The sequence below is a fragment of the Enterococcus sp. AMC1623 genome, from assembly GCF_058216495.1.
This window is the reverse complement of the sequence record NZ_CM177096.1, coordinates 1,605,382-1,631,081: the sequence shown is the minus strand read 5'-3', so window position 1 is coordinate 1,631,081 and position 25,700 is coordinate 1,605,382. Positions and strand designations below refer to the sequence as shown.

The window sequence follows — 25,700 nt, the reverse complement described above, 5'->3', positions numbered from 1 at the left end:
TCCTAAATTGAAAAAGAGAGCAATGAAGAACACCTTTTGATAACTTTATTATATCATCAATAGTGTTTAACATCAGCCCTGAGAATCAATGAGAATCAAGTAATCAATGACGGCTTTCTTTGGAATTTTATATTGTCGACCAATTCTTACATGTCGAATGGTGTTACTTTTTAAAAGTTCATAGGCTTTATTCTTTCCGATATTGCCTAATACATTTCGTAAATCATCAACACTCAATAAATTAGAATAATCTGCTACCAAAGAATCATAATAATTTGGTTTCATGAGAATCTCCTTTCAAAAATAAATCATGAAAAGATGTTGCATTTTATAATAGGTGGGTGTAAGATAATATAGTGTTAATTGACTAATAATTAGATTTAGTTGAATGCAAGATTGTTATTCTAATTCTAATCATTTGTTATTTACGGGGGTATAACTCAGTTGGTAGAGTAGCAGACTCTTAATCTGCGAGTCTAGGGTTCGAGTCCCTATGCCCCCATGGGTGCCAAACCCACGAAGCCGGAGAATTGTTGGTGCGAAAGCATTTCGAAAACGATTCTCGCGGCTTCTTTTTTTGTTATAAAAAGATAAATATTTTGTTACCTTATACTTTATTTTTGTTTTACTCTCCCCTCTTCAAAAATCCAAAAAAACCACTAGAGTACCCTCTCAAATTGCAAGAAGCCCACTGTAGTGGTATAATAGATTCTGTAATAGAGGGAGGTTGAAACCCTATGGATAAAGGGATTGCTGATATTGAATTGATTCGCAAAATTCTTACTGAAAGCACGGCAAAAGTCATTTCTGAAGCAACAAATATTAGTTTAAGTTCAATTAAAAAATTAAAAAGCGGGGAACGATCTGTCGAAAAAATGAATCTAGCAGATGCCATAAAATTAACAGATTTTGCTAAAAAGAACATATCTGCTGAAATCAATATCTGGAAATAAGAGATACAAGAGTTTCTACATAATTAGACGGTCTAGGAAGACCCACAGAAATTTCATCTCTTCTCATACTTGGAGAGCTACCCAATGCGGTGAAGCGTTCAAGGTAGGTGTATCATTATCTCAATTTACATATCTTCGCACTTTCAAAATCCTAAGTTGAAAGTTGTAACTCAAATAGAATCGCTTATTCTTAAAAGAAATCATGGCGTATTTGTTTAGCTAGCTCCATATAAACTGAACGTATCTAATTATGGTATTTAGTTTTCAATGAACAGTAGGCTTATTAGCCTATCAAAACTATTTATCTGAATAAAGTAGCTTAGATAGATTAACAAACAAGGGAGTGTGGAAGGTCTCTTTTGACACTCCCTACAAATATTCTTATTTATTCCTGTGCTTCAAAGTTTAAAATCATCATTAACAATCTGCTTTCCAATTGACCACGTAACACCTCATCAACAACCATATGAGTCATTCCATATTCATCTTGCATTAGGCGGAGAGACAATTTAGAAAAATAAGGGCGATAGTGTTCTCTGATTTGATTAATAGCTTCAATATCTCCATCGATAGCCTGTTTAATCAAGCGATAAGGGATACTTGGATAAGAGTTAGTCTTCATTATTCTTTTCCTCCAAATATTCTTTGATTAAAGATAAACTTTTGTTACGTTGACGATTGACTGTTGAACGTTTTAAATTTAAAATGTTCGCAATTTCTAAATCTGTCAAATCTAAAAAATAGTACAGTAAGATGATTTTTCTCTGATTAATTGACAAATGTTTAATCGCAGTAACTAAAAATTCGTTTTCAACTTCAACAGGTATTCCTAAGATTGTAAAAATATAAGAATCAATTGAATAAGAATCTACAGTTGCAAATTGACTAATTACATAATCTCCTGTGTCAGTAAATGTACTTTCTTTATCAGATATTTTTTTTAATTGCTTATAGTAATTTTTCTTTTCATTAATTAAAACCAAGCGACACATATAATCAAATTTTTTCTCCACTGATAATTGAAAGTTTGACTGTGCCATACAATCACCTCCTTTCGCACTAAATACCAATCCGAAAGGGGGAAAATGCTCACTTTTTGAAATAAAATATAAAAAAATGTGAGTTATCAGTATATTTTTCTGATAATTCGCATTTTTAATTCCTATAATAGGATTTGAGAATTCACTTTTAAGAGCATACTTAGCTATAAGTATATAAATTATTTTTTTAATAATAAGAGAAATTTTATTTTTATAAAATTGAAAAAAATCATATTATCTTCTCCTAAGTTGATTATTCGTAAATACAAATAAAAAACGACATTGTAGGGACTGTCGTTTTAATGAACTATAGATTAAAGGCATGTAAAAGGAACCACCAAATGACAGTTTTTTTTTCATCAGGTAGTTAGAAAGTATATTAGGAATTATTAAAGGTATATTAACATTGTATAAGACCTGTTTACTGTTTAATAGGAACAGTATAATGTGAGTGGGTGATATATAATGTATGATGAAAATAAAAAATTTGATTTTCGACCAGTTGGTTCTGCTATAAAAGAAGCTCGTTTAAATAAAGGATTGACTCGAGAACAAGTAGGATCAATCATTAAAATTGCACCACGTTATTTGACAAACATTGAAAATCAAGGACAACAACCTAGCTTACATATCTTATATCAACTTGTGACATTGTTAGATGTATCTCTTGACAGTTTTTTTCTTGAACAAACAGATAATGACATCAAAAGTTCTACCAGAAGACAAATAGAAAAACAATTAGATTATTTAAGTGATAATGAATTAGTAATTGTTCAAAATGTAATTAAAGCAATATTCGAATAAATTGATATTATCCTAGTGCTAAAATCCAAGTAGAAAAAATGTAATAAAATAAACAGAGTTGAATTTACTTTTTTGTTAATTCAACTCTGTTTTTCAATGGACATTGACTATTATTTGTAGACTTTCTAGTATAAAATTTACTTCTACTATTTTTTTAAATTCTTCTATTTATCCAACTGATGCATGTTGGAAACCAACTTGCAACTTCTGGAAGGATATAATCATCTGAGAAAACTTTTGCAGACGATTTTGTCGCCAAAGAGAGCCCATGTCGACCAGATTCAAAAATATGAGACTCAAAAGAAATATTATTTTTTGACAAACTTTCACAGTATTTTAAGGTGTTTAATACTGGAACCGTAGTATCACTAGCTGTATGCCAAATAAAAGTATCTGGTGTTTCTTTGTTTACAAAGTTTGAGGCGTCATAATTTGAAGATTCTTCTAAAGTGAAATTAAAATGAGTTAATGTTTCCGGCCAGCCATAGTCAAAACCAATGACTGGATAGCAAAGAATAGTTCCTTTAGGTTTGTAATTGACTTCTTTTTGCTCAAAATTTTGCCATACAGTAGAGTAAGAGGCTGCGAGATGTCCTCCGGCTGAGCATCCCAATAAAAATATTTTGGTGTTATCTATATTCCATTTCTCTTTATTTTGATTGATGAGTTCAAATGTTTTTGCTACCTGTAAAATAGTAGAATGTAAAAAGTTTCCTTTCGTATAATCCGACATAGTTGTATAGTTCAAAACTACAGCATGAAAACCTTGAGATAAAAATGCCAGCGCGATAGGTTCTGATTCTCTATTGGAAAGAAATTCATAACCACCACCTGGACAAATTATTACGATAGGGAGTGGTGAGTCATTTATTTCCACATTGTTCCTTAAATATACTTCTGCATTAGCGGAGTACGCCAATTTTTTTGATTCAATAGGTAGACTAAAAGTTTGCAATTATATCTCTCCGTTCTTTTTATTTTCATATCCGAAAATTTTAATCAAAATGGCTGTTCCAAATACGGCAATAGCAAAAGCTCCAAGATAGACATACATGTTAAAATCAATACCATCAGGATTGATGGAGCTTAATAATCCAAATACACCGCCAGCAACACCAAATGACACAGCTTTTGTAATTCCAACTAACGCCCCCGCTAATCCCCCTCCTATGCAAGAGAAAATTAATACTTTTCTGAATTTCAACGTAAGACCATACAACGTCGGTTCTGTTACTCCGAAAAGAGCAGATATAGTTGCAGCTGTTGAAATTTCTCGTGTTTTTTGATCTTTCGTAGTAATAAGAACGCCTAAAGCGGCGCCAATTTGACATAAAATTGAAACACCTAACATCGCCATTAGAGGATCGCTTCCGTTGGCCATTAAACTATTGATTACAAAAGGAATTAGCCCCCAATGTAAACCAAAAACAACAAGTAGTTGCCAGAAAGCTCCGATTAATAATCCAGTGATAGTAGGGCTTAGGTTATAAATCCATAGAATCGCTTGGGCGATGGCCGAACCAACATAGGTTACTAAAGGACCTACAGCAAGGAAAGTGATCATTCCAACACTAACTATAGTCAATAAAGGGACAATAATCAGTTGAATAGCTATAGGCAAATGCTTGGATAAGAAACGTTCAACTTTACTGCATAACCATGCAGCTACAATAATAGGAAATACGGAGGAAGCATAATTCATTAAGATAATTGGGATTCCCAAAAATTCTAAATTATTTGTTTCCAACAAACTAACAATTCCTGGATAAACTAATGCTCCACCTATAATTGCAGGAATGTATGGATTGGTATTAAATTTTTTTCCAGCAGAAAAACCTAAAATGATAGGGAAAAAATAAAATAAACTATCTGCTAAAGCATTTAGTAACACATAAGCCCCTGATTCTGCAGAAATAAAGTTAAAAGTGGTCACAATTGAAAGTAATCCTTTAAGGATCCCAGCAGCTCCCAATAAACCAATGATAGGAGTGATTGTGCCAGTTAAAGTTTGGAGTAATTTCATAAATGGATTTAGTGTAACATTATTTTTAGGACTTATTTCTTCCGAAGAATTACCTAGTAATTTTTGGACTTCTTTAAATACAGCTTCTACCCGGGGACCAATTACTACTTGATATTGTCCACCACTCTTAATAACATCAATCACACCATCTAATTGCTTAATCGTCTGTGTTTTAGCAATCGTTTCATCAGCTAAATAGAAACGCAGACGTGTTACACAATGGATTACCTCATTGACATTTTTTCTACCACCAATATTTTCTAGTATTGTGCTTGCTAATTTTTCATTATTCATAGGATAATTCTCCTTTAATTTGTAATTCTGAGGTAATATAATTACCTAATTTTTCGCCACCTTGTTGAGAAAAATGAAGATGATCCCCACAATCAAACTGCGGATCAAGTAATGTAGGATCATTTCTATCTGCCAAAAAATTGGCAATATCAATAGAATATGGTTGGCTTCGTATCCAGTCATTCACTGCTAAACGAATGTTTTCTTTTTCTTGGCTCCAAGCAGGTTTATTCTGATTAGAGGAGTTTGCAAAAGGAGGGAGAGTTAATACTATTAAACAAGCATTATTAGCAGCTGCTTCATTATAAAGTGCTCGATAACCTGCAATCATTTCTTTTGCAGTAGGCAACTCTGAAAGAAAACACCCTGTACCTGGATGAAATAAGTCATTTATTCCAATAAGACTGACAATTATATTGGGTCGATAATTCAATACGTGACTTCTAAAACGATTGATTCCTGCCTCACCAAAACTATCTCGCCATTCAGATTTAGCGGTCCCAGGTAATAGTAGTCGATTGCCAGAGATACCTGCATTAAAACCTGAGATATAATCAGCTGTGTCGTACAAATTTTGCAAAATTTGATCGCTAAAATGTGCTTGATTGGTTAGTGAATCTCCAAAAAAACCAATTGTTTTAGTTTTATGAGTCGTGTCAATAATTACTGAAGTGAAAGCATAAATGAATGTGTATTCATTTTGAATATTCGAATCAATTATTTTATTTGATTGTAAATTGGCAGAAGTAGCTAATAAATTTAGTTCATTTTCAACTTCTATTCTGAAAAATAATTCTGCTTTTAAAGGGATATCAATGGCTAATTTATCTGTCCAAATTTTATGATTTGCTCGAATTATAAAACTTTTTTGCTTATTAAAAGTCAAACTATAAAATGTCTTGAAATCAGCAGATAAACTAAAATGAATCATTTTTACTTTCAAAGGAATAGCATCAAATTGATTGGAAAGTTCTACACGGATACCTTTGCCTGATAAATTTTGTTTAATACTTAACTTCTGGACACGATTGTTGGGCTGAAAGTTCATATTATGATAATTAGAGAGTGTTTGGTTCCAAGTAACTCTTTCCATTGTTTTTCCTCGTTTCTTAGTAAATAGTTTCGTTCGTTTTTTTACAGTCTCACTAACTGGAATTTACAAGTTAGTGAGACTAATCAAGTTAAATTTCGTCTGTTGCTTTCATCTGATCATTATAGCCAATCAACCATGTTAAGATAAATGAAAGGAAAAATGTTCCTAAATGTGTGATTAGATAATTATAGAAATTTCCATCAATTCCTGTATCAGGATTAATAAAGGAAGCAAAACCAATCAATGCCCCAGCAAAACCGTAGTTCACTAGTTGTAAAGCTCCAGCTAGAGCACCACCAATAAAATTAGCCAGAGTAACAAGATAAAAAACACGTTTATACTTTAGTAAGATTCCATAAATAGCTGGTTCACCTACTCCACATAACTGAGAGATGGTCGCTGCAATTCCTAACTGTCTGAGTTTTTCTTTTTTTGTTTTTAGAGAAACAGCTAAGGCTGCCCCAGCAATCCCCATCATTAGAACAGAAGAAAAAGCATTCATCATACTAAATCCATTAACTGTTAAATCATTAACAATGATAGGAATAAGTGGCCAATGCATGCCGAAAACCACTAATATCGGAAACAATGCTGCATAGATTGCTCCACCAATAATCGCATTAAAATCAAAAATTGCTGCAATTCCATTAGCTAAAGCATCACTGAGTAATGTAATTGCAGGTCCAACAAATAACAAAATAACAACACTTAAAATAACTATTTCAATAATTGGCAAGATGATAGATTGAATAACAGTAGGAATAGTTCGCTTCAAAAAAATTTCAAGATACTTTCCTAACCAAGCAGCTACTAAAATAGGAAAAACAGACGAAATATAATTCATAATTGGAAAAGCAATCCCAGCAATGGTCATGGTGGGCATTTCCCCGGAAGCAATTCCTACAATTGTCGGGTGAATCAGAATGCCTCCTATGACTGCAATAACAATAGGATTTGAGCCTAATTTTTGAGCAGAAGTAAAACCTAAGATGACTGGTAGAAAATAAAAGATACCATCAGCTATCGTATTTACCAATATATAGCCTTGAGAATCACCTGATAATACCCCGAAACTGACAGATGCAGCTAATAAACCTTTCAGAATACCTGATCCAGCAAGTATGCCAATAATTGGAATCATCGACCCAGTAATTACACCAATGAGTTCATTAAAACCATTTTTAATTTTTGTAGAGAGTGGTTGATTCTTTAATGTTTGAGAGGTATTTTGATTTTTCAGTTCCGATTTAGTTGGCTCTAGTTCAGACATTAAACTTTCATACATCTCATTTACTTTATTACCAACCACCACCTGATATTGACCTTGTGCTTGAATAACACTCATCACTCCATCCATTTTTTTTATAGCATTTGTGTCTGCTTTGGAAGGATCAATTAAATAGAATCTTAGTCGAGTGACACAATGAATAACTTTGTCAATATTTGATTTTCCGCCAACTTTAGTAATTAATTTTTTTGAAAAAACTTGATTATCCATACATTTTCTCCTTTGTTTAGATTGGAAGCATCATTGATAAAAATAGGATTGCATAAAAGTTACTTTTCATCTTCTAAAAGCATTTTGTCATTGTATCCGAAAATCCAAGTTAGAACAAAACCTATAATAAATGTAATAAGATGCGTAATTAAATAATTGTAGAAATTACTATCAATACCATCTGTCGGATTAATAAATGAAGCGAAGCCAATAGCACCACCTGCAAATCCATAACTAATTAAATTGAATACGCCAGCAAAAGCACCACCAACAAAATTTGCGATAGTTGCTGTATAGAATACACGTTTATATTTTAGTAAGATGCCATATAAGGCTGGTTCACTCACTCCACATAATTGAGAAATCGTGGAAGCGAAGCCTAGTTGTTTGAGTCGAGTATTTTTAGTTTTAAAAGCCACTGCTAGAGAAGCTCCTGCAATACCCATAAATAAAACAGAAGTAAAAGCAATAATAATACTTGCTCCGTTGGTTGCAATATCGTTAACTGCAAATACCACTAAAGGCCAATGCATTCCGAATACAACAAGTATAGGAAATAGGGCACAATAAACTGCTGCTCCAATAACGATATTGAATGCAAACATAGCTGATACACTGAACGCTAGTCCATCACTGATTAGTGTAATAATTGGTCCAACAATTAAGATAACCAAAAAACTTAGTACGAGAATTTCTAAAATGGGTGAAATGATTGAACTGATGACACTTGGAATAACTTTCTTCAAAAGTCTTTCGACATAACGAGCGACCCATGCAGCTACAATAATCGGAAAGACAGAAGAGACATAATTCATAACAGGGAAATTGATTCCTAATAATTCAATATATGCAGACTCTCCAGAAGCAATCCCAACAATTGTCGGATGAATTAATATACCACCAACTACTGTAAGAACAATGGGATTCACTTTCATCTTTTGTGCGGCAGTATAGCCTAATATGACTGGTAAGAAGTAAAAGATGCCGTCCGCAATAGTATTTATTAAAATATAAAGTTGGGAAGTATTAGACATTAGATTAAAACTTACAAGTGCTGCTAATAAACCTTTAGCAATACCTGAACCTGCAAGTATCCCAATAATTGGAATCATAGTTCCAGTAATGACACCAATGACTTCGTTAACTCCATATTTTAATGTATCAAAAACTGTTTTATTCGCTATTTTTTTTTCAGAAGGTTTCTCCTCATCATCTCTTACATTGAGTTGAGTAGTCACTGCTTCATACATTTCAGTGACTTTATTTCCAACAACCACTTGATACTGACCTTGTGCTTGAATAACACTCATCACGCCATTCATTTTTTTTATTTTTTCAGTATCCGCTGTTGCTGGATTGTTTAGATAGAATCTAAGGCGAGTAATGCAGTGAATAACATTATTGATATTCTCCTCACCACCAACATTTTTAATTAATTCTGTGGCAAATTGTTCATAACTCATACTTTTCTCCTCTCTGTTGCATTGATAAATATCTATAAAACGTTTACAGAATATGGGAACAAAATTATTTATGAATAGTTATCAACTACTTTCTATCATATATTAACCGGTTACAAAGAATATAAAGTTGTTTAAACAAATTGTCAAGTATTTGTTTAAACAACTTTTAGATTTTTGGTCTTATAAATTTAATAAATATGTTTAAACTATAATTGAAAGAATGATATACTAATGGATATTAAGGAGATGAAGCGATGGTTAAAGTAAAATTTGAATCGATATATAACGAATTGAGAAAAGAAATTTTAGAAGGAATTTATAACGATACAATGCTTCTTCCAACTGAGATGTCTTTAGTAGAAAGATTTGCTAGTAGTAGAAATACAATTCGACGTGCTATTCAACAGTTAAATGATGAGGGATTTGTCTATAGTGTTAAAGGTAGAGGTGTAGTTATTTTAGAACATGCAAAAGTTGACCAGATGTTTTTTAGAATGGGGAACTTTCAAGGCTTGAAGGCGTTACGTTCAGAAGATAAAGTTCATACCGAAACTATTGTAAATAAATTTGAAGAAATTACAGTAAGTGAAAAACTAGCAAATGAAATTTCTTTTTTATATGGAGAACGTGCATATTATATTGAACGTATTCGTAAAATTAATGGTAAAGCTATGATGTATGATTGTAGCTACTTTAAAAAAAATATTGTCCAAAAGTTAAATCCGATAATTGCACAAGGATCCATTTATGAGTATATCGACAATAATATGGACTTTAGAATAGCAGCATCTAAAACAATTATGAAAGTGGAAACAGCAACTAAGAAAGATTTATCATTACTAGATTTAGGTGGAAACAACTGTGTAGGTGAAATGGAAAATATTGTTTATACAGATATGGGAAAATTATTTGAGCACACTCGAATTAGGTATATTCCTCATGAATATGCACTTGTTACCTTTAGTCAAAGGAGAAAGGAAGTGACGGAGTTTGAAGCGAGTACAACTCCTATTACCTGAGTGGAAAAATAAAATTTTAGCTTTTAGCTATGATGATGGACAAATCTTTGATAGAAAATTAGTAGCAATTTTTAATGAATATGGAATCAAAGGAACTTTTCATTTATCTACAGGCAAAATGACTGATGTAGGAAATGGAAAATATATTGGAAAGAATGAGATAAAAAGCTTATATCAAGGTCATGAAGTAGCTTGCCATACACTAAATCATACGACTTTACCATTACTAGTGAACGATCAAGTGATTCAAGAAATTCTTGAAAATAGAAATGTTTTAGAACGTTTAGTGGAGTATCCAGTTAGAGGGTTTTCTTATCCAATGGGTGTTTTTGATGAACGTGTAAAAAATATTTTATCAACTTGTGGTATTAAATACGCCCGAACAACAGGAGTAACTTCTAGGTTTGATCTGCCTATAGATTATTATGAATGGAAGAGTACTTGCCATCACGATAATGAACTAATAAAAAAAGGACACGAATTTATCAGTAGAAATCGAAGCACAAGTATAAGTTTGTTTTATGTATGGGGACATAGCTATGAATTTGAACAAAATAATAATTGGCATATGATTGAGAAGTTTTGTCAAAGTATTCAGAATCATCCAGATATTTGGTATGCTACAACTATTGAAATTGTTGATTATTTTTCTGCATTCCAACAATTACAAAATTCCGTTGATGGAAATCAAATTTTCAACCCAACTGCTACTGATATTTATTTAATTGATGTTGAAACAAATCAAAAAATATTGGCAAAAAAAGGTGAAATGCTCAATCTCAAATAGATTAAACTCAAATTATAAAATAAGATAGAGTTATTTCATTTGACAAAAGTTGACTCTGACAAAGTTAATCTAATTCTATATTGTAAGAGAATAAATATTTGATTTAAAGTCAGAGTCAATCTTGGAGTTGAAAATAAATGTATTACTACATAATTTATTATCGTTATTTCATTGAAATTTATAGAATTATTGAGATAATTTTCCAATTATCCATTTTTTCCAAAATAAGTTGATACTGTGATATATTCTCACTTTTTGTCTCGTTGTCTAAATATCTTACCGCAACATTTACTTGATATTGATCCTCATTTTTTTGAATGGCAGGATGAATTAATTCAGAAAAAAGATAGTCTTTATTGATTATGGGTAAGGTGTTTTCAATCATGTAATAATTTAATTCACTGCTACTAGCATTTGGATATAACTGAAAGAAGGTCTCTAAGAAGTGGATAATCTCTTGTTGGGTGTCTTCTTCAATACTATTATCGTTAGAAAAAAAATTTGGTTGAAAATCAGACTTAGTGGGTGTGGTCCATATCGTTGGATTGGTGGTAATCACTAAATTCCCACGATCGTCTTGGTGAATAGTTATACGATATGTTGAGTAACTTGCTGTGTTCTCTTTGTCTTCTGTAATTTCTTGTTTTACCGAGTAAATCACTTCAAAATTTTGTTCATCCACTGCTTGAATGCCCCAAATTTGACGATCACTAACTGTAGAACTGGTTGGAATATCTGTACGAATCGTGTCGATATTCAATTCCTGCAATTCAGGTGTTAGGTACCGATTGATTTTTTCGGAACGATGTTCAATAGCTTCCTTTTTATTTTCCCAAGTATAATAATCTTCAACGAAATTAAGAGTAAAACTTTCAATCGCATGGGTATCCAAAAGCATTGGTTCAATTGTTTTTGTCTCGTGAATGGTGTACGTATTGATTGCGGTGAAATTTTTATAAATACCAAAAACAAGACTACAAATCAATAGAATCCATAAGAAAAGGACACTCTTTTTATGAGTGCCCACATGCATCGTTTTTGGTTTCTTCTTTTCTTTTACTTTTTTTGGTTTTCGTTCAATATGAATCTTCATGCCATTTCCTCTTTTCTTATTTTTTTATTCTGCCAGCTCCAATTAAATGTTGCTGCCAATAGTTATCATTTAAATAGGTATAACCAATCGGATCTCCTGCATGGTACATACGCATATTCCCTACATAAATTCCCACATGCGTGACATAATCAGCGGTCTCGTAAGTGGAATGAAAGAAAATCAAATCTCCAGGTTCAGCTTGGTCTAAAGATAAATGTTCCATAGCGTCATATTGCATTTGGGCAGTTCGTGGCAGAGTAATGCCTGCTTTTTGAAAGGACCATTGTGTAATCCCACTACAATCAAACGAAGTATTGGGATTTGAGCCACCAAACACATAGGGATAGCCTTCATATTTCAAGGCTTCATCCATAATAGCTTGTACCGTTTTGTCATCAAATTTTTGAGTATGCGTAGGAGGTGTTTCTAGGTATTGATTGACGAGTAAGACATAAAACATATTGCCGTAGTTATAACGCCAACCGCCATTTTTCGGAATAGAAAGATTGTTTTTATAGGTGACGCGTTGTCCATTGGCTTGCTCCTTTGAGAAGCTTTCTGCTAATTCAAACGAGTATTTTTTCCCATGTTTTGCAACATAATTTAAAAAGCCACCTCCATAATTGTAGGCTTGAATCACACTTTGCTGATCCACACCTAATGATTCCGCGGAACGAACCAATCCGGCAAAATAATGGAGTCCTTGTGCAATGGATTCTTCTGGGTCTGTAATCGTATTGGGTGGGAGCCCTTTTGATTCCGACGACTGCATGACATCTTTCATCGTGCCACCACTTTCGACTTGAATAATCGCTAAGAGGATAGGGATATACTGTTCAATCGTTTCTTTTTTTGCGTATTTTTCAACCAGTTCACGATGCTTTAATACTTCTTGAGAGACAGACAACGACAAACTGCTGCTTTCTAACTCAATAGAAGCAACGGTTTTGGGTTCATCTGCGACAAATAGTGCTACAAACGACAATAACCCAAAGAACGAGAGAAAGAGTGACAGCCCAATGAATATTTTTAGTTTCCATTTCATAGGAATCAACCTACTTTCTATTTGTTGGACGTGTGAAACGGATGTTTTTCCTTTTTTGGTTTGGCTGTGTTTGACGATAAGAGGTTTGATTGCTTTGTCGTTCTTTTGTTTTCATAAAAGGAGGTGTGTTAGAAAGTCGAGGTTCTTTTAATCTAGGTACATGATGTGAAGAATGGGTCATTGGATTCTTTTTTTCTGTAGGAACAGAAGATTGTTTCTTCTCACTTGCTACTGAACGAATCTTGTCTGCCTTCTTTTGAATGAGAGGACGAGAAACACGGGAGTGGGCGCCATGATTTTCTACTCGCGGAGAAACAGGTTTTCTTCTTGCTTCATCCTTTTTCTTTGTAGATATTTGTTGTTGCTGAGAGGAACGAACAACTGAACGTGGCTGATTTTTTTTGTTCGACACGTTTCTTGATTCGTGATTTATAGACCGAGAGAAGACAGGGGGTCTATTTTTCTTAGATACAGGTTCTGTTCGTTCGTCATAAATCCCTTGTTTGAAGTCAGCCACAGTTTGATTAACGGAAGTTGTCATTGTTTGTGGTAATTCTTTGATTTGTTGCTTTTTATTAGAGACATAAGTGGATGCTCGATTTTTACTATCCAAGACTTTACCGATTCGTTGTCCTCTTTGATAACTTCGAGTAGTGGGAACGTGTCTTCGTTGTGTCTTCTGTGAATCAGAAGCGGTAGGAGATGAAGAGAATTCGGAACGCTGTTCACTTACTCGAGAAGAACGCTTCGTTGTCTGCTTTCGACCCGTATTTTTTCCTGCCAAATAACCAACCGTTCCACCCATCATGGTTCGACTAACTGTGCGTTGTAGTCGTCTTGCACCACGATCCAAGTATTGTTTTGGACGACGGAAAACACTACGTCCGACTTGTTGGGAATCACTCGCTTGTAGATGAAAGAAAGTCATAATATCGTCTAATTTTAAATAAATACCTGCAAAGGTCACAATTTGTAAAAAGGCAATCAGAAAGAACGGATAGCTCGTGGTTAAGGCATAAATCATGGTGGATAAACTAAACGTTGCTGTAATAATCAAAGTAATTCCCGCTCGTAACATGATGGTATTAAAGAGTTTCATCAAAGCGGATTTCCCCATACTGGTAAAGGTTGGTAACATCGACAATAAGAAGCTGATTGGTAAAAACATGGCATATAAAATAAACAAGATTTGCGAGAAAATCATGATACCGGTTAAAAGAAAAACAAAAATTGAAATCCCAATGTTAAACAACACTAGGAAGACGACAGTACCTAAGCGACTGACTGTTTTAGGTAACGTTAAATTTTGGTTGTTCTGGTCTTCAATCTCTGTTTTAACGACTTCTTCGCGGTCCTTTCCATTGTTTGTTTCTGGACTGACTTCGAGTAAAGCATTTACCCGACTTTCCCCAATTTCTTCTTTATTGGATTCATCAAATTGAAGCAATAACCAAGGTTGCTCCACTTGCACGGAGAAGAGCGTATCGCGAATTAAATCGACACTTTCTTTTCCTTCACTATCAACGTGAGGCAAGATGATTTTTGAACCTAGGTCTAAACTGGCTTGTGAGATATCTGCTGAAAACTCATTGATTCGTTGGATATAAGATGGGGCATAAGCAATGAACCCTGCCGATAACAAAAAGACGACCACAAAATTTGTGCTTGCTTGAATGGCTTTGGACGTTTCACGTTTAATCAAGCCAACATACGCAACATATATGCCGATAATGAGAATAAAAAGCAGTAAAAATCCAACATAAAATCCCGAAGTAGCGAACCCGTTTTGCGAGACACCTGCCAGTATCTGCATATTCTCACCAATTTGATTCGCTGTATCCGAAATGAAATCAAGAGTATAGGCTTGTTGGACCAAGTAACCTGTCGCATTGGCTAAGTATAAGCTAATGGTCCAAATAAAATTCGACATGGCGTATAACCCATATTGAACTTGATTGCCAATTTCGTTTTTCCAATTCCAAGGTAACCAATCCCACTCCGTATCTACATAGAAATCTAATTGGTAATTACCTAACGGGTATTGGGAGTAAAGGTTTTGTGCATCTACAGTGTCATCCACTAAGCCAACTGCGTGTGCGATGGTACCAAAGAGTAGGAGAAATAAAAAAGTCATTCCTCCAATCAGAAGAATGACTAGCAATATCTTTTTTAATTTTTGTTTCAATCCGATACACCTCACTCTTCTTGATGGACGGGGGGACGAGTATCAAAAGCATGGAACAAATCTTCAAAAACAGGATGGATTTGAATCGTTCCTACACGTCCATATAAATCTTGAATCAGACACTGACCATTTTCTAATTCACGCAGTCGTTTTTGATTGTCTTCGTCTTCTTTATCGACACCAAAAAATTCCAGAGTTTTCTTAATTTCCTGACTATCTGTCGAACGAAACGCAAATTTTAACCCAATATTGTTTTTCAACTTTTCGTCAATCAAATCATCTGCATTTTGTGTGACAAAATAAACGCCTGCATTCATGGAACGACCCGCACGAACCAAGCGATTGGACAAGGTTTTTCCTTGAGCCACTTGAAGGAAGGACCACGCTTCGTCCAAGTCAACAATTTTAAATGTTGATCGGTCTGAATGAATAAAGTCTAAGGCAAAAGTAGAAATGACAATTAACATGGCGACACTTAGTAATTCAAGTGTGGTGTAATCAGAAAAACTTGATTGCGCGTCAGGTAAAACTAAATCAGCTACTTGAATAATGTTCAACTGCTTGTCTAAACTGATGGAATTTTCTGTTGTTCCATCGCTAAAGAGTAAATGAGCGAAATCATAATCCGTAAAGCTTTCAATGTGATCGGCAATCGAATGAGCAAGAGGATTGGGATCTTCTCTTAAAGCATCAATCACTAACCATAAGCCACGAATGTCTTTTTGGGTCACGGTTCGAATGGCTTTACGTAAAAGAGGGAACCGTTCGCCATCCCGACTGGAAATCCCTGTTAAAAAGGTGAGGATATCAATCGCTAAACTTTCCGCGTCTTTTTTTCGTTTCATCAATACATACGGATCAAGCAAGCCTTGATTTTTCTCTTCGCTGGTTAAATTCACGATATTGATTTCATCGGCTATTTCTGGAAGTGTCTCCTTCCAATAGCCACGCTCACCTTTAGGATCGACAATCAACGCTTGAGCACCAAATAAAACAGCATAATAGACCAGCAAGTTATTAGAAAAGGATTTTCCACCACCCAATGAACCAAGAAAAGCAGAAGCAAGGGCATTCGTAACGGATCCTTTGACACCTTGACTGGCAAGACTCGGTTTTAAGTACACATTCTTGCCAGTTTCTAAATTATAGCCAATATAAATACCATCCGTTTCTCCTAACATTTGAGAAGCCCCAAAGCCTAAGCCTGCAAGAAAATCTGAGGTCACATATTGCACGTAATCATTAATATATCGTTTACTGGCAGGAAGGAACTCATAATGCAAGCCCAACATATCCCCGAAAGGACGAACCAACTTGATACTCCAATCATCGTAAAAATCTCGAATCTCATTGCAGCGACGTTTCAATTCTTCATAGGAATGAGCCGCAACTCGAATCACGTAACTCAACTTATACATAGCTTCCTTGGTTTGATCTAAGGTGGCTTCCAATTCATTGACATCTTCTAAAGCTTCCAGCACATTATTTCCTGTCTCGTTATCACTAGTCCAAGCATGATCATCTAAATCTTTTAATTCCTTCTTCTTATTTCGAACAGTAGATAAAGCTTTTTTATTGGCGACAATTTCAATGTTCATACTGGTATCAATTGGAAAGTCGAATTGTTGTTGCTGGTAATAGAAAATTTCATTAGAAGGAAAATCTAATTCCCCAACAATCGAATCAATCGTAAAGTAGGCAACATAGGAAGTGGTGTTTTCATTTTGAATTTTTAAATAGCGCTGGTTCTCCTCAATCAAAGAACATGTCGGTTTCAATAAATCGTATCGCTTCACCAAAGTGTCTTGTTTCAGTTTTTTGAGCGGTAAATGAAAATCATACGCTTCAAATGTAGTCGTTTCTTTCCCATAGATATGTTCAACCAAATAGCCAAAGTCATTTTTATCTAAAGGTTTGATATGAAAGCGACGCTCGATTTTTGCTTGTAGGAGGTCCGCTATTTTAGTATAACGACGGACCTCCTCTTGTGGCATGACCACAAAATCACCCATTAATTTTTGATTCACTTCTCGTAGAAAAGTTGAGAGGGTAGCTTTGGCTGAGGTTCGTAAATTCTTTAACGTGACTTCTTGTTCATTAACAAGTAATTTGAAGCCAATAAAAAAGCGATAGTCCACTTGATTGTCACCAATCATGTTTACTAACGCTTCTGTCTGTTCATCGATTCGTTGAAAAGCTATTTCTTTTAATCGACCAGTAACTGCTTCTTTACTTTTTTCTTGAATCGAACGAATGGATCGCTCGGTACTAATTTGTAAGGCATGGATTTTCCCTTCACGGTTTTGGGCAATCAATTGCCGAAAACTCGTGTGGACTTGCATTTTTTGTTCAGGGGTTAAAAAGGAATAATTATAGGGTAACAGTTCATAATACGCAAAACACTCACCTTCATGATTAAAGACGAGGTTGTTTTCAATATATTTAATCGGATAATTCAAGTAACTCACTCCTTACAATGGTGGCTTTCTGATTCATTTTTTCTTTTTTAAATGTGACTGTTTTTCCTGCATACGTCAGTTTGGAACGGAAAAAATAGGTAATCGTTGTTTGAATAAAGCGATAGGGTTTCTTGCCATCAAAGGTTTTTTGACTCATGAACCACGTGAGACCGACAGGAATACCCAAATATTTAAGCAATGCGCCATCAATAAAAGAAAGCGGGGGGACATCGCCCAAGAACATTACGGTGAACAGGCTACAAACAAACCAAGCCATTTGACTAAAGGTAATAGGGAAGGGAAGTTTAAAGTCATTAATGGCATAGATGACTTTTTCGACGGACCAAATACTGGTGTAGCTTTTTAGTTTTTTCAAAATATCACCTCCTTTAATCAAAAAAAGAGCAACGAATAAAATTATTCATTTGCTCTTAGCAAGTTTTAGACTCCATCTAAGTCTATTATATTGTTGAACATTTATTATTTATAGAGAAACTAGTTTAAGAATACCAAACTTCATCATCTGACAGAATATATCTGTAAAATAATTTTTTTTGACTTTCAGTAGCAGTACCTTTTCTAAGTTCTTTTTGAATATCTTTTTTTATTGCATCTTTTCCATATTTTATCATTGTATCTCTATACTTGTCATTTTGAAATAAGTTTTCCCACATTGGATCATCATAATCTATTTTAGAGTAATCAAATGTTTGCGGATTAAAAATGAATTCTAATTTTGCAGAATATTCTTGGTATGGTTTTAAAAAATCTAAGTTATTAGTGAAATCAAATAGATGAAGTAATAAAAAATTATCAATTGATCGGTCAGGTGAGTTAGTCAATATGTTTATGCCTTGTCTAGTATTCTCAATATTAGTTTTTAGTTCATCTAAGTATCTTTCTGTGGAAGCTTGATCAAATTCCAATACTTTATTCACAAGTAAGATAACTAAAATGTTTTCATCAATTAGCTTTAAATTCTTTCTTAGATAAGGAAGATGCTTGTTTTTTAAATAATTGGACATAATAAAATATTGATTAGCTATGAAATTTACTTTTTCTTTTTCTCTATTAATTTCTTGAAATCGTCGGTTTATGGCTATCTGAACTGTTCTTTCACTAGTTATATATTTCATGTTTTCAAGAGAAAAAGTAAGTTTTATCCATAAATTGGAGTGAAATTCTTTAACTGGTAAAAATTTAATCACCTGAGAGATTAACTGTGCATCTATCTTAATTTTGTTTTCTGCTAGGTGAATTAGCAAGAGTAACAGTTCCCTTGAAATATCATTTGATCCCAGTCTGCTACTAAAAATAGAATCATTGAGTAGCAATTTTAGAGAATTGTTGATACTTTGTAATTGTTTTTTAGATAAGTCACTATTGCGAAGTAGTAATGAAAAAACAGGAAATCGTTGAACTAAAAAAATATTCTCATTTTGTAAAGAAAAAATAATTGATTTACAAAAATTTTCAAATAGTTCTTCAACTTTAGTATTTTCTGAATCCAAAATATTATTGATACCTTGATCACTTATAAATTCATTGATCTTTTTATAGTTGGTATACATTACAAAAATGTATATATCTAAATCTTTCAATGAATAGTTTTTTATAGTTTGAATTCCATCGAATGTTTTTGTTTTTTTTATTGACTTTCTAGCAATTAAACAAGCCTTAATAAAAGATTCAAATGATCTAATAGTGTCATTAAAGAGATCGATTGCGATACCGTTGTTTTTAATAAAATAAAAATGCAAGTATGCCTTGTCTTGTAATGTTGTCAACTCACCATAAAAATCAGTAGATAGAAATGGAGGATTATTATATGTTCTTCTTGTTTTATCTAAAAGATCGTATGAGTTATTAATCATTTTAAAGTCCGACCCATCATTAATAATTGTTAATAGATAACAAAAAGCTTTGTTTTCTAAGCTTGAAAACATACTTATATATCTGTTGATTTCAGTTTTTTTAACTTCTTTTGAGGAATAAAATAAGATATTATTTTTCTTCATAAGAAAGACATTAAACTTATATATAGCAATATCCCATTTGCTAGTTAAATTATTCATAGCGTTCTCGTATTCGTTCTGAATTTTTGAATAATCACTATAAATCAAATAGTAATAATTATATTTTACATTTATATTTTCTGTGTATTTTTTTGCTAATGGCAATAGTTTGTAATACTTAAATGATATTTCATAATCTAGTAGTTTATCAGTCGGATTATCAGTATCTTTATCGATTTGAATCTCTCTACGATCGTTAAAAATATCAATTGAACTAATACCTGCTTTATTCAAATAGCTTGTTATTTTTTTATTCTTAACTAACTCTGCCCATTTTTCAAAAGTATCTTCTTCACAAAAAAGCAAACAACCTGATGAAAAATCTGTTCTTGATAACCCAACTATTTTTAATAAATCATCTAAATAAATGAAATTAACTGGGTCAAATATTCTAAGTCTATCTAGTATGAAATCTTCATAATTCATTAAATCAATATCACTTTCTTCATTATGAATTATTTCTAAACAAGCATATAGACTATTTCCAATTTTATTATCAATACCTAAATTGGCTTGATTAGAATATTTATCTATTAAAGACGTATCCAATTTCAAACTATTAATGATTTTTAAGTTCTTATTTTCCCAATAACGTATTTCATAATCTTTTGGGGTCAACGGGTTAATTATATAATTCTTGTGTCTGTATTTTTTTACATCTTCTTTTGTAGAAAGAAAATCAATCCAACTCATAATTTGTTTAAAGTTATAATCATTTAAAGAATAACCTACAAAAAGAAACACATGGTCAACTAATAGAGATTTAATAAAGGTTTCAATCAAGATATGATTATTTGTATAATTTAGATAATCATCTTCTTTCAAAATAATGGTGGATGTATCAATTATATCACCGTGCATTTTAATAAGGTAATGTTCACCTTGCTTAGTAAGTAAGTCCTTGTCTGAAGAAACAATTTGATATTGTGATAAATTTAATTCATTTGTATCTTCGAATAATTGATCATAGTTAGTCGTGATGATATGATCTGGTAAGATTTCAAGAATTTTTGAATTTAATGATGTTGGTTTTGCAGATGTATTAAGATATTCATCCAATAATCTAAAATAATCATCTTTATTTTTATCAAATAAAAATTGAGGTATTTTTAAATATTCATCTGATGATAAGTATTTAATTTTTTTTATTCTCTCTTCCTCGGACATATCTTCAAAATAATTAATTTTGTCAGCTATTTTTATAATTAATTCTTTCCATGTAGGGAGCCCAGCATTTTTTGATACTCCAGCACCTACAAAAATAACTAATCTATTATTTTGAGCTGCTTCTCTGATTTTTACAAAATCTTCAATACAATTACTATTCATAAATACCTCCTTATAAATTTGATATCTAACTTATTAAAGTATATCAAAATTTATAAGAAAGGTGGTTGATTTACAAAGAAGAGTGTTCATTTTTAATTTACATATTCAAACACACCATTGCTTGTTACTAAAAAATTTCCCTCCAACTCCATATCTCGACCCAATGCTTGATAGTCAATATAATTTTGAAGATTGGAAGGAACTTCTCCAAGTTGCCCGGTTTCTTCCACGTAGTAAGCTGCTACATCTTCCATTGAATCACAATTCGAGTGACAAATAATATCGTCTTTGTGTTCAATCACATCTTCCAGACTTGAAAACCACATCCCTTGAATTTCACGTAATTCCTTATAAATGGGTGACTCTTCAATTTCTTCTAATAGGGTACACAATCGATTGATTTCTGAAATCGGTGTGTATTCGTCAACCTCAAACGGTAACTCATAATCATGAATGGCGTATTCTTCGTATTGCTCATTTAAGCCAATCTTTTCTTTGACTTCTTCCATATCAATGGGTGGTTGAAACCAAGCCCCAACTAATTCACCTTCGTTATATTTTCCTAAGTTGGAAATATAGACTTGCATATCCATTTGTAATCACTCCGTTCTAGGCACCAATAATACGATTGAAGAGGTTCAATAAGACATCTTTTACACCTGCTGCATTAAAGACTAAACCAACCGCAATCAAGGCAATGATTAAGAAGCCAATTAATTTAGAAAACTCTCGTTTAAAGCCTAAATAGACTCCAATCACAACGATTGCTAATAACACTAATGATTCTGCATTCGATAAAAACCAGTTATACAAATTTTGTCCAAAGTTCATAAAACATTCTCCTTTATTCGATAATAACTTCCTCTACAGGAAGGGTTTGTTGCTGTAAAATTTTTTTGTGACGATCGGATAATTCTGCATGACGAATCATATCTTGAATGACAGAAGTTTGATTCAGCTTGTCAATCTTCATCGCAAGCTTTAGTGTTGGAACCACTTGATGTGCCAACCAATTCAAGGTACGATCAAAAGAGTAGAGGGCAGGTTCAGAAGTGAGGCGTAATTTTCGTTGGTTTTCGCCTAAGAAAAACGCCCAGTCGGCATTGATTTTCCATTGACTGCGACGTTTGTTGGGTTCCTTATCGACAAAACGAATGTAGCGATTAATAATAGAGAAGGTCGTATGGCCAACATTGCCATTATTTAACAAATCAATCACTGCATGTAACGCACGTTCATTCTTTAAGCGGATCTCAAAACGATTTTTGACTGGATTCTCTTCTAAAGGTATCCCCAATTTAACGTATTGTTCATAGTCTTTTTGATAGATACAAAAATAGACTTCTGATTTCAACGAACCAATGTATAAAGTATCGCCCATATCCGCTTTTTCATATTGTCGCACCAATTCACCAGACCGATAGTTTTTGAAGCTACGAAAGACAGAAATACATTCTTCCTTTTGGCATTTACGTGTGAGTTCGGGAATATTGAGTAAACCGACTTTGTCATTAATCGCTAAATCTAAGCGTTTATAAACCCCATCCACTGCAAAGACATCCAAAAAGAAATCATACCAAGTACGACGTTGTGCTAAGAGAAAATGTTCAAATTGACGACAACCTTTGCCTTTCATTTCAACAAGTACACCTTTTTCAATATCATGAGAGACCATCACCGCAATGTCGCCAAAAATATATTGTTCTTCATACGAATAAAAGGCATAGTCTTCATGCAACATATACTTCATTTTTAATTTAAGGATATTCTTGATCACACCTTCTGGATTTGTTGTTGGAAAACGAATCCGTACATAGTCGAATAATAATTCTAGTGGTAATTCTGGATTGAAGCGTTCCAGCATATCCTCTAGTTCTGAAAGTAAGTCACTGGAAGGGAGCACTTTCTCCGTTTCAATTTCACTTAAATACTGACGAGAAATCCCAACAGAAGTAGCTAATTTATTTTGCGAAACCCCATAGGATTTTCGTCGTTCCTTTAATTCTAAAATGGTTGTTTTGAGGTTTGTCACAATTAATCCTCCTGACTTTATTTGGGTAAACCAAAAGATGTCAACTAATCGAAAAAAATTGACATCTTCTATTCTGCAATAAAGGTTGATAGAACAGTTTTTTTAAGCCTTTATTGTCTATTTAGTTTGTATTTCTACCCCCCTGTTAGATACGGGGGGTTAAGCACTCGGTGGGCGTGGCAAGCCACACCCACCAGGCTAGAAAAAGCCCTGACTTTTGCGTTGCCGTCAGGACTTTTTCTGCCTGTGATTGTTCTTTTGTTGCCCTGTTTTTTCCTTGTTTTTTGTTGAGATACGTAGGTGTATACTCTTATACATTCGACTTCGCTCATGTTTCCCCTCTAAAGGGTATCAATGATCAGTCACAGGTTTGTTTCTTCGATCATTCACACCCTTTCTACGGGATGAATGGAACATCTTTGTTCTTACTGACTCCGCGAACGATTGATAACATACAAAAGAAGGATACCAATGGGTGCAATCAACACACTAAAGAAATAGGTCAACAAAATTTTGAATCCTCCCCAAATCAATGCGAAAAGTCCACTTGTAATCCATACATTATCGTCCATCAAAAGGGAAACAGCTGAATCATACACAAAGATGGCAAATGGATACAGGATGAAATTCAGCCCTAAAAAGACGTAAAAGGATGTTGGGATAGTACCGGAACTTAAAAAATAGAAAAAAGCAGTGACAATCCCACTATAGACATACTGACGGATCAAATAAGACGGATGCAAACTGGTAAAAACGGTACGGACAAAATAAAGCATGCCATTTCCTCCAATCTTGTTGTTAAACTTACTATATCGCAGTTTTCTAAAAAATTCCGCTGCAGTCCTTTCATATCCACGCTATTGTCTATAACCGTCAATACCTTCTGAAATTAAGTCATTATAAAGGGATTCAATTTGTAAACGATGAAGGGAAGAGGTGCATTGCTCCATACTTGATTGCAATGTAGTAAGAATCACATTAAAGGGCACACCATCGGTAATCCCTCCTTCTTCGAGTGGTACCAATCCCATAATGCCATTTTTACTGACATCAAAAGCTAATTGACGAAACCGACTACTAATTTCTTCCTCATCACTTCTGCTAATTTCATAAAGACGGTAAATACATGTATCAAAATCCATCTTCTGAATCCTCCGTTTCTTTTGTTGCTTTTGAATTAAATAAGTAACCAATTGTTTCTAAAAAATCATGTCCTTTTGGTACCAATGGTGTGTAAAATTCACTAATAACATTGTTACCAACATCTACATATCCGCGACCTTTGATTTGTTTTAAGAAAAAATCTTTGTCCACGTCACCAAACATCATCGAATACCCAAGCTCACTCATACGACCAAGTGCTACTCGAAAATTAAATTGATCGCGAATTCCATCTTGAAGATACTTTGCGTCGGGACGCTGACAGGCTAAAATGATAAAAAAACCTGCTTGACGACCTAACATGACAATTTGTTTCAGTTTATTCATGACAGCCATATTTTCTTTGGTGGTTAACATTTCCATATACGCCACATATTCATCAAAGATGAGAAAGTTTGGTTCTAATCCCAAATAAGCGTAATTTTCGCCTGTTTTATAGTTAGGCATTTTCTTCATAGCGGTACTGCGAGCCATCATTCGATGATAAAAATCATCAATACATTTGGAAATTTCTCCCTTCTTGTAATAGACATTTTCTATAACAGTACGTAAATCAGCTAAATCGGCATTCTTGGGATCGAGAATGAAGAGTTTGGCGTTCGTCTTCAAAAGAGATTCAATCATTGTTAAAATGAAATACGTTTTCCCACCACCGGTTCCACCAGCGATTAACATGTGGGGAAGGGAATCGAATGCCCAGGACAAATTTTTCATCAATTTCATGGAACCATGTTTTACTGATACGTCTTCAATCGAAATACGATTCGCAATCGTATCATAAAGCAATGTATACTCAATGAAAGAATCTTTGAGTTCCTTATCAATCAATTCGCAATATAGGCCAGATTCCAATTTCTTCTCTAATTTCAATAATTGTTCTTGGTATTTTCCTAAGGTAATCTCTACAAGAATATGGAGAATCCCTTGATTCATTCGATAATAGACTTTAGGGAAATAACTGATTTTTTCTTTCTTTTTAGAAGGAGAATCTTCAAAGAGTTGAAATTCTTCCACTTGCTTGGTTTCATACCAACCGTTTTCTACAATCATTCGAGCCAGTTTTTGACGATGGGTTAAACTTTTATAAAAGTCATAGGCATAGCGATAGAAAAGAAATGAGGCAACACCTACGACCATCAAAGAAGCCAACAAACTCAACCAACCATAGGGACGAAGGAAGTGGTGCTTGAATTCTTCTAGTTGCCATGTCGTTTGTTTGAAAAAACGTAGGTGAAAGGGTAGGCAGCTAAGTAACCAACAGGCAGTGATTGCACTAAAGAAAAACTGAAAGACCAAGTGTCGATCACTCGGTCTGATACGTTTTCCTTTTCTTTGTAAGTATTTCAT

At 33.7% G+C, this 25,700-nt stretch carries 24 protein-coding genes and 1 tRNA gene; 5 read left to right on the top strand and 20 right to left on the bottom strand.

Annotated features, from left to right (window positions below; all coding sequences use genetic code 11):
* Positions 1–72: 72 nt before the first annotated feature.
* Entirely contained in the window at positions 73–285 is a 213-nt protein-coding gene (locus AC4BC7_RS08015) for a helix-turn-helix domain-containing protein (RefSeq protein WP_490504356.1), read from the bottom strand.
* 144 nt (positions 286–429) lie between these two features.
* Here AC4BC7_RS08015 and AC4BC7_RS08010 point away from each other — a divergent pair.
* Positions 430–502 (top strand) — tRNA-Lys (locus tag AC4BC7_RS08010).
* Positions 503–737: 235 nt separating this feature from the next.
* Positions 738–953, top strand: a complete 216-nt coding sequence (locus AC4BC7_RS08005; RefSeq protein ID WP_490504354.1) for a hypothetical protein — start codon at positions 738–740, stop codon at positions 951–953.
* A 385-nt stretch (positions 954–1,338) separates the two neighbouring features.
* Here AC4BC7_RS08005 and AC4BC7_RS08000 read toward each other — a convergent pair whose 3' ends face one another.
* Both AC4BC7_RS08000 and AC4BC7_RS07995 read right to left on the bottom strand, forming a co-directional pair.
* Complete coding sequence (locus AC4BC7_RS08000) at positions 1,339–1,575, bottom strand: helix-turn-helix domain-containing protein (protein ID WP_490504353.1); 237 nt, start codon at positions 1,573–1,575, stop codon at positions 1,339–1,341.
* Positions 1,565–1,993, bottom strand: coding sequence for a sigma-70 family RNA polymerase sigma factor (locus tag AC4BC7_RS07995; RefSeq protein ID WP_490504352.1), 429 nt, complete (start codon positions 1,991–1,993; stop codon positions 1,565–1,567). The genes AC4BC7_RS08000 and AC4BC7_RS07995 overlap by 11 nt, the downstream gene beginning before the upstream one ends.
* Positions 1,994–2,458: 465 nt before the next feature.
* On the opposite strand from AC4BC7_RS07995, the gene AC4BC7_RS07990 reads away from it, so the two are divergent.
* Complete coding sequence (locus tag AC4BC7_RS07990; protein ID WP_490504350.1) at positions 2,459–2,797, top strand: helix-turn-helix domain-containing protein; 339 nt, start codon at positions 2,459–2,461, stop codon at positions 2,795–2,797.
* Positions 2,798–2,951: 154 nt separating this feature from the next.
* Here the strand turns inward: AC4BC7_RS07990 and AC4BC7_RS07985 are convergent, their stop codons facing one another.
* The 5 genes from AC4BC7_RS07985 to AC4BC7_RS07965 form a co-directional block, all read right to left on the bottom strand.
* A complete protein-coding gene (locus tag AC4BC7_RS07985; protein WP_490504348.1) occupies positions 2,952–3,752 on the bottom strand; it encodes an alpha/beta hydrolase in 801 nt (266 codons plus the stop codon).
* Entirely contained in the window at positions 3,753–5,114 is a 1,362-nt protein-coding gene (locus tag AC4BC7_RS07980; RefSeq protein ID WP_490504347.1) for a PTS transporter subunit EIIC, read from the bottom strand.
* Positions 5,107–6,207 carry a GDSL-type esterase/lipase family protein gene (locus tag AC4BC7_RS07975; protein ID WP_490504346.1) on the bottom strand — a complete coding sequence of 367 codons (1,101 nt, stop codon included), beginning with the start codon at positions 6,205–6,207 and terminating at the stop codon, positions 5,107–5,109. The genes AC4BC7_RS07980 and AC4BC7_RS07975 overlap by 8 nt, the downstream gene beginning before the upstream one ends.
* Before the next feature lie 88 nt (positions 6,208–6,295).
* The gene (locus AC4BC7_RS07970) at positions 6,296–7,705 is read right to left on the bottom strand and encodes a PTS transporter subunit EIIC (RefSeq protein ID WP_490504345.1); all 1,410 of its coding nucleotides are present in this window, start codon (positions 7,703–7,705) and stop codon (positions 6,296–6,298) included.
* 59 nt (positions 7,706–7,764) lie between these two features.
* A complete protein-coding gene (locus AC4BC7_RS07965) occupies positions 7,765–9,168 on the bottom strand; it encodes a PTS transporter subunit EIIC (protein ID WP_490504344.1) in 1,404 nt (467 codons plus the stop codon).
* Positions 9,169–9,422: 254 nt separating this feature from the next.
* On the opposite strand from AC4BC7_RS07965, the gene AC4BC7_RS07960 reads away from it, so the two are divergent.
* Both AC4BC7_RS07960 and AC4BC7_RS07955 read left to right on the top strand, forming a co-directional pair.
* A complete protein-coding gene (locus tag AC4BC7_RS07960) occupies positions 9,423–10,187 on the top strand; it encodes a GntR family transcriptional regulator (RefSeq protein ID WP_490504343.1) in 765 nt (254 codons plus the stop codon).
* A complete protein-coding gene (locus AC4BC7_RS07955) occupies positions 10,159–10,974 on the top strand; it encodes a polysaccharide deacetylase family protein (protein WP_490504342.1) in 816 nt (271 codons plus the stop codon). Before AC4BC7_RS07960 ends, AC4BC7_RS07955 begins: the two co-directional genes overlap by 29 nt.
* Positions 10,975–11,152: 178 nt before the next feature.
* On the opposite strand, the gene AC4BC7_RS07950 is transcribed toward AC4BC7_RS07955, so the two are convergent.
* From AC4BC7_RS07950 to AC4BC7_RS07895, 12 genes are all read right to left on the bottom strand, one after another.
* A complete protein-coding gene (locus AC4BC7_RS07950; RefSeq protein ID WP_490504341.1) occupies positions 11,153–12,067 on the bottom strand; it encodes a conjugal transfer protein in 915 nt (304 codons plus the stop codon).
* Positions 12,068–12,083: 16 nt separating this feature from the next.
* Positions 12,084–13,112, bottom strand: coding sequence for a bifunctional lytic transglycosylase/C40 family peptidase (locus AC4BC7_RS07945; RefSeq protein ID WP_490504340.1), 1,029 nt, complete (start codon positions 13,110–13,112; stop codon positions 12,084–12,086).
* 10 nt (positions 13,113–13,122) lie between these two features.
* The gene (locus AC4BC7_RS07940; RefSeq protein WP_490504339.1) at positions 13,123–15,297 is read right to left on the bottom strand and encodes a CD3337/EF1877 family mobilome membrane protein; all 2,175 of its coding nucleotides are present in this window, start codon (positions 15,295–15,297) and stop codon (positions 13,123–13,125) included.
* A gap of 11 nt (positions 15,298–15,308) precedes the next feature.
* A complete protein-coding gene (tcpF, locus tag AC4BC7_RS07935; RefSeq protein WP_490504338.1) occupies positions 15,309–17,756 on the bottom strand; it encodes a conjugal transfer ATPase TcpF in 2,448 nt (815 codons plus the stop codon).
* On the bottom strand, positions 17,740–18,132 hold the full coding sequence (locus AC4BC7_RS07930) for a conjugal transfer protein (RefSeq protein ID WP_490504337.1): 393 nt from the start codon (positions 18,130–18,132) through the stop codon (positions 17,740–17,742). The genes tcpF and AC4BC7_RS07930 overlap by 17 nt, the downstream gene beginning before the upstream one ends.
* A 124-nt stretch (positions 18,133–18,256) precedes the next feature.
* Positions 18,257–21,160 (bottom strand): SIR2 family protein, encoded by a 2,904-nt coding sequence (locus AC4BC7_RS07925; RefSeq protein ID WP_490504336.1) that lies wholly within the window; start codon positions 21,158–21,160, stop codon positions 18,257–18,259.
* A gap of 92 nt (positions 21,161–21,252) precedes the next feature.
* Positions 21,253–21,753: an antirestriction protein ArdA gene (locus tag AC4BC7_RS07920; RefSeq protein ID WP_490504335.1), complete on the bottom strand. Its 501-nt coding sequence runs from the start codon at positions 21,751–21,753 to the stop codon at positions 21,253–21,255.
* 16 nt (positions 21,754–21,769) lie between these two features.
* Positions 21,770–21,991 (bottom strand): hypothetical protein, encoded by a 222-nt coding sequence (locus tag AC4BC7_RS07915; protein ID WP_005881294.1) that lies wholly within the window; start codon positions 21,989–21,991, stop codon positions 21,770–21,772.
* Positions 21,992–22,004: 13 nt separating this feature from the next.
* Positions 22,005–23,195 (bottom strand): MobT family relaxase, encoded by a 1,191-nt coding sequence (mobT, locus tag AC4BC7_RS07910; RefSeq protein ID WP_490504420.1) that lies wholly within the window; start codon positions 23,193–23,195, stop codon positions 22,005–22,007.
* Between the two features lie 422 nt (positions 23,196–23,617).
* Positions 23,618–23,968, bottom strand: a complete 351-nt coding sequence (locus tag AC4BC7_RS07905) for a hypothetical protein (protein ID WP_490504334.1) — start codon at positions 23,966–23,968, stop codon at positions 23,618–23,620.
* 81 nt (positions 23,969–24,049) lie between these two features.
* Positions 24,050–24,334, bottom strand: coding sequence for a hypothetical protein (locus AC4BC7_RS07900; protein ID WP_490504333.1), 285 nt, complete (start codon positions 24,332–24,334; stop codon positions 24,050–24,052).
* Complete coding sequence (locus tag AC4BC7_RS07895) at positions 24,324–25,700, bottom strand: FtsK/SpoIIIE domain-containing protein (protein ID WP_490504332.1); 1,377 nt, start codon at positions 25,698–25,700, stop codon at positions 24,324–24,326. Before AC4BC7_RS07895 ends, AC4BC7_RS07900 begins: the two co-directional genes overlap by 11 nt.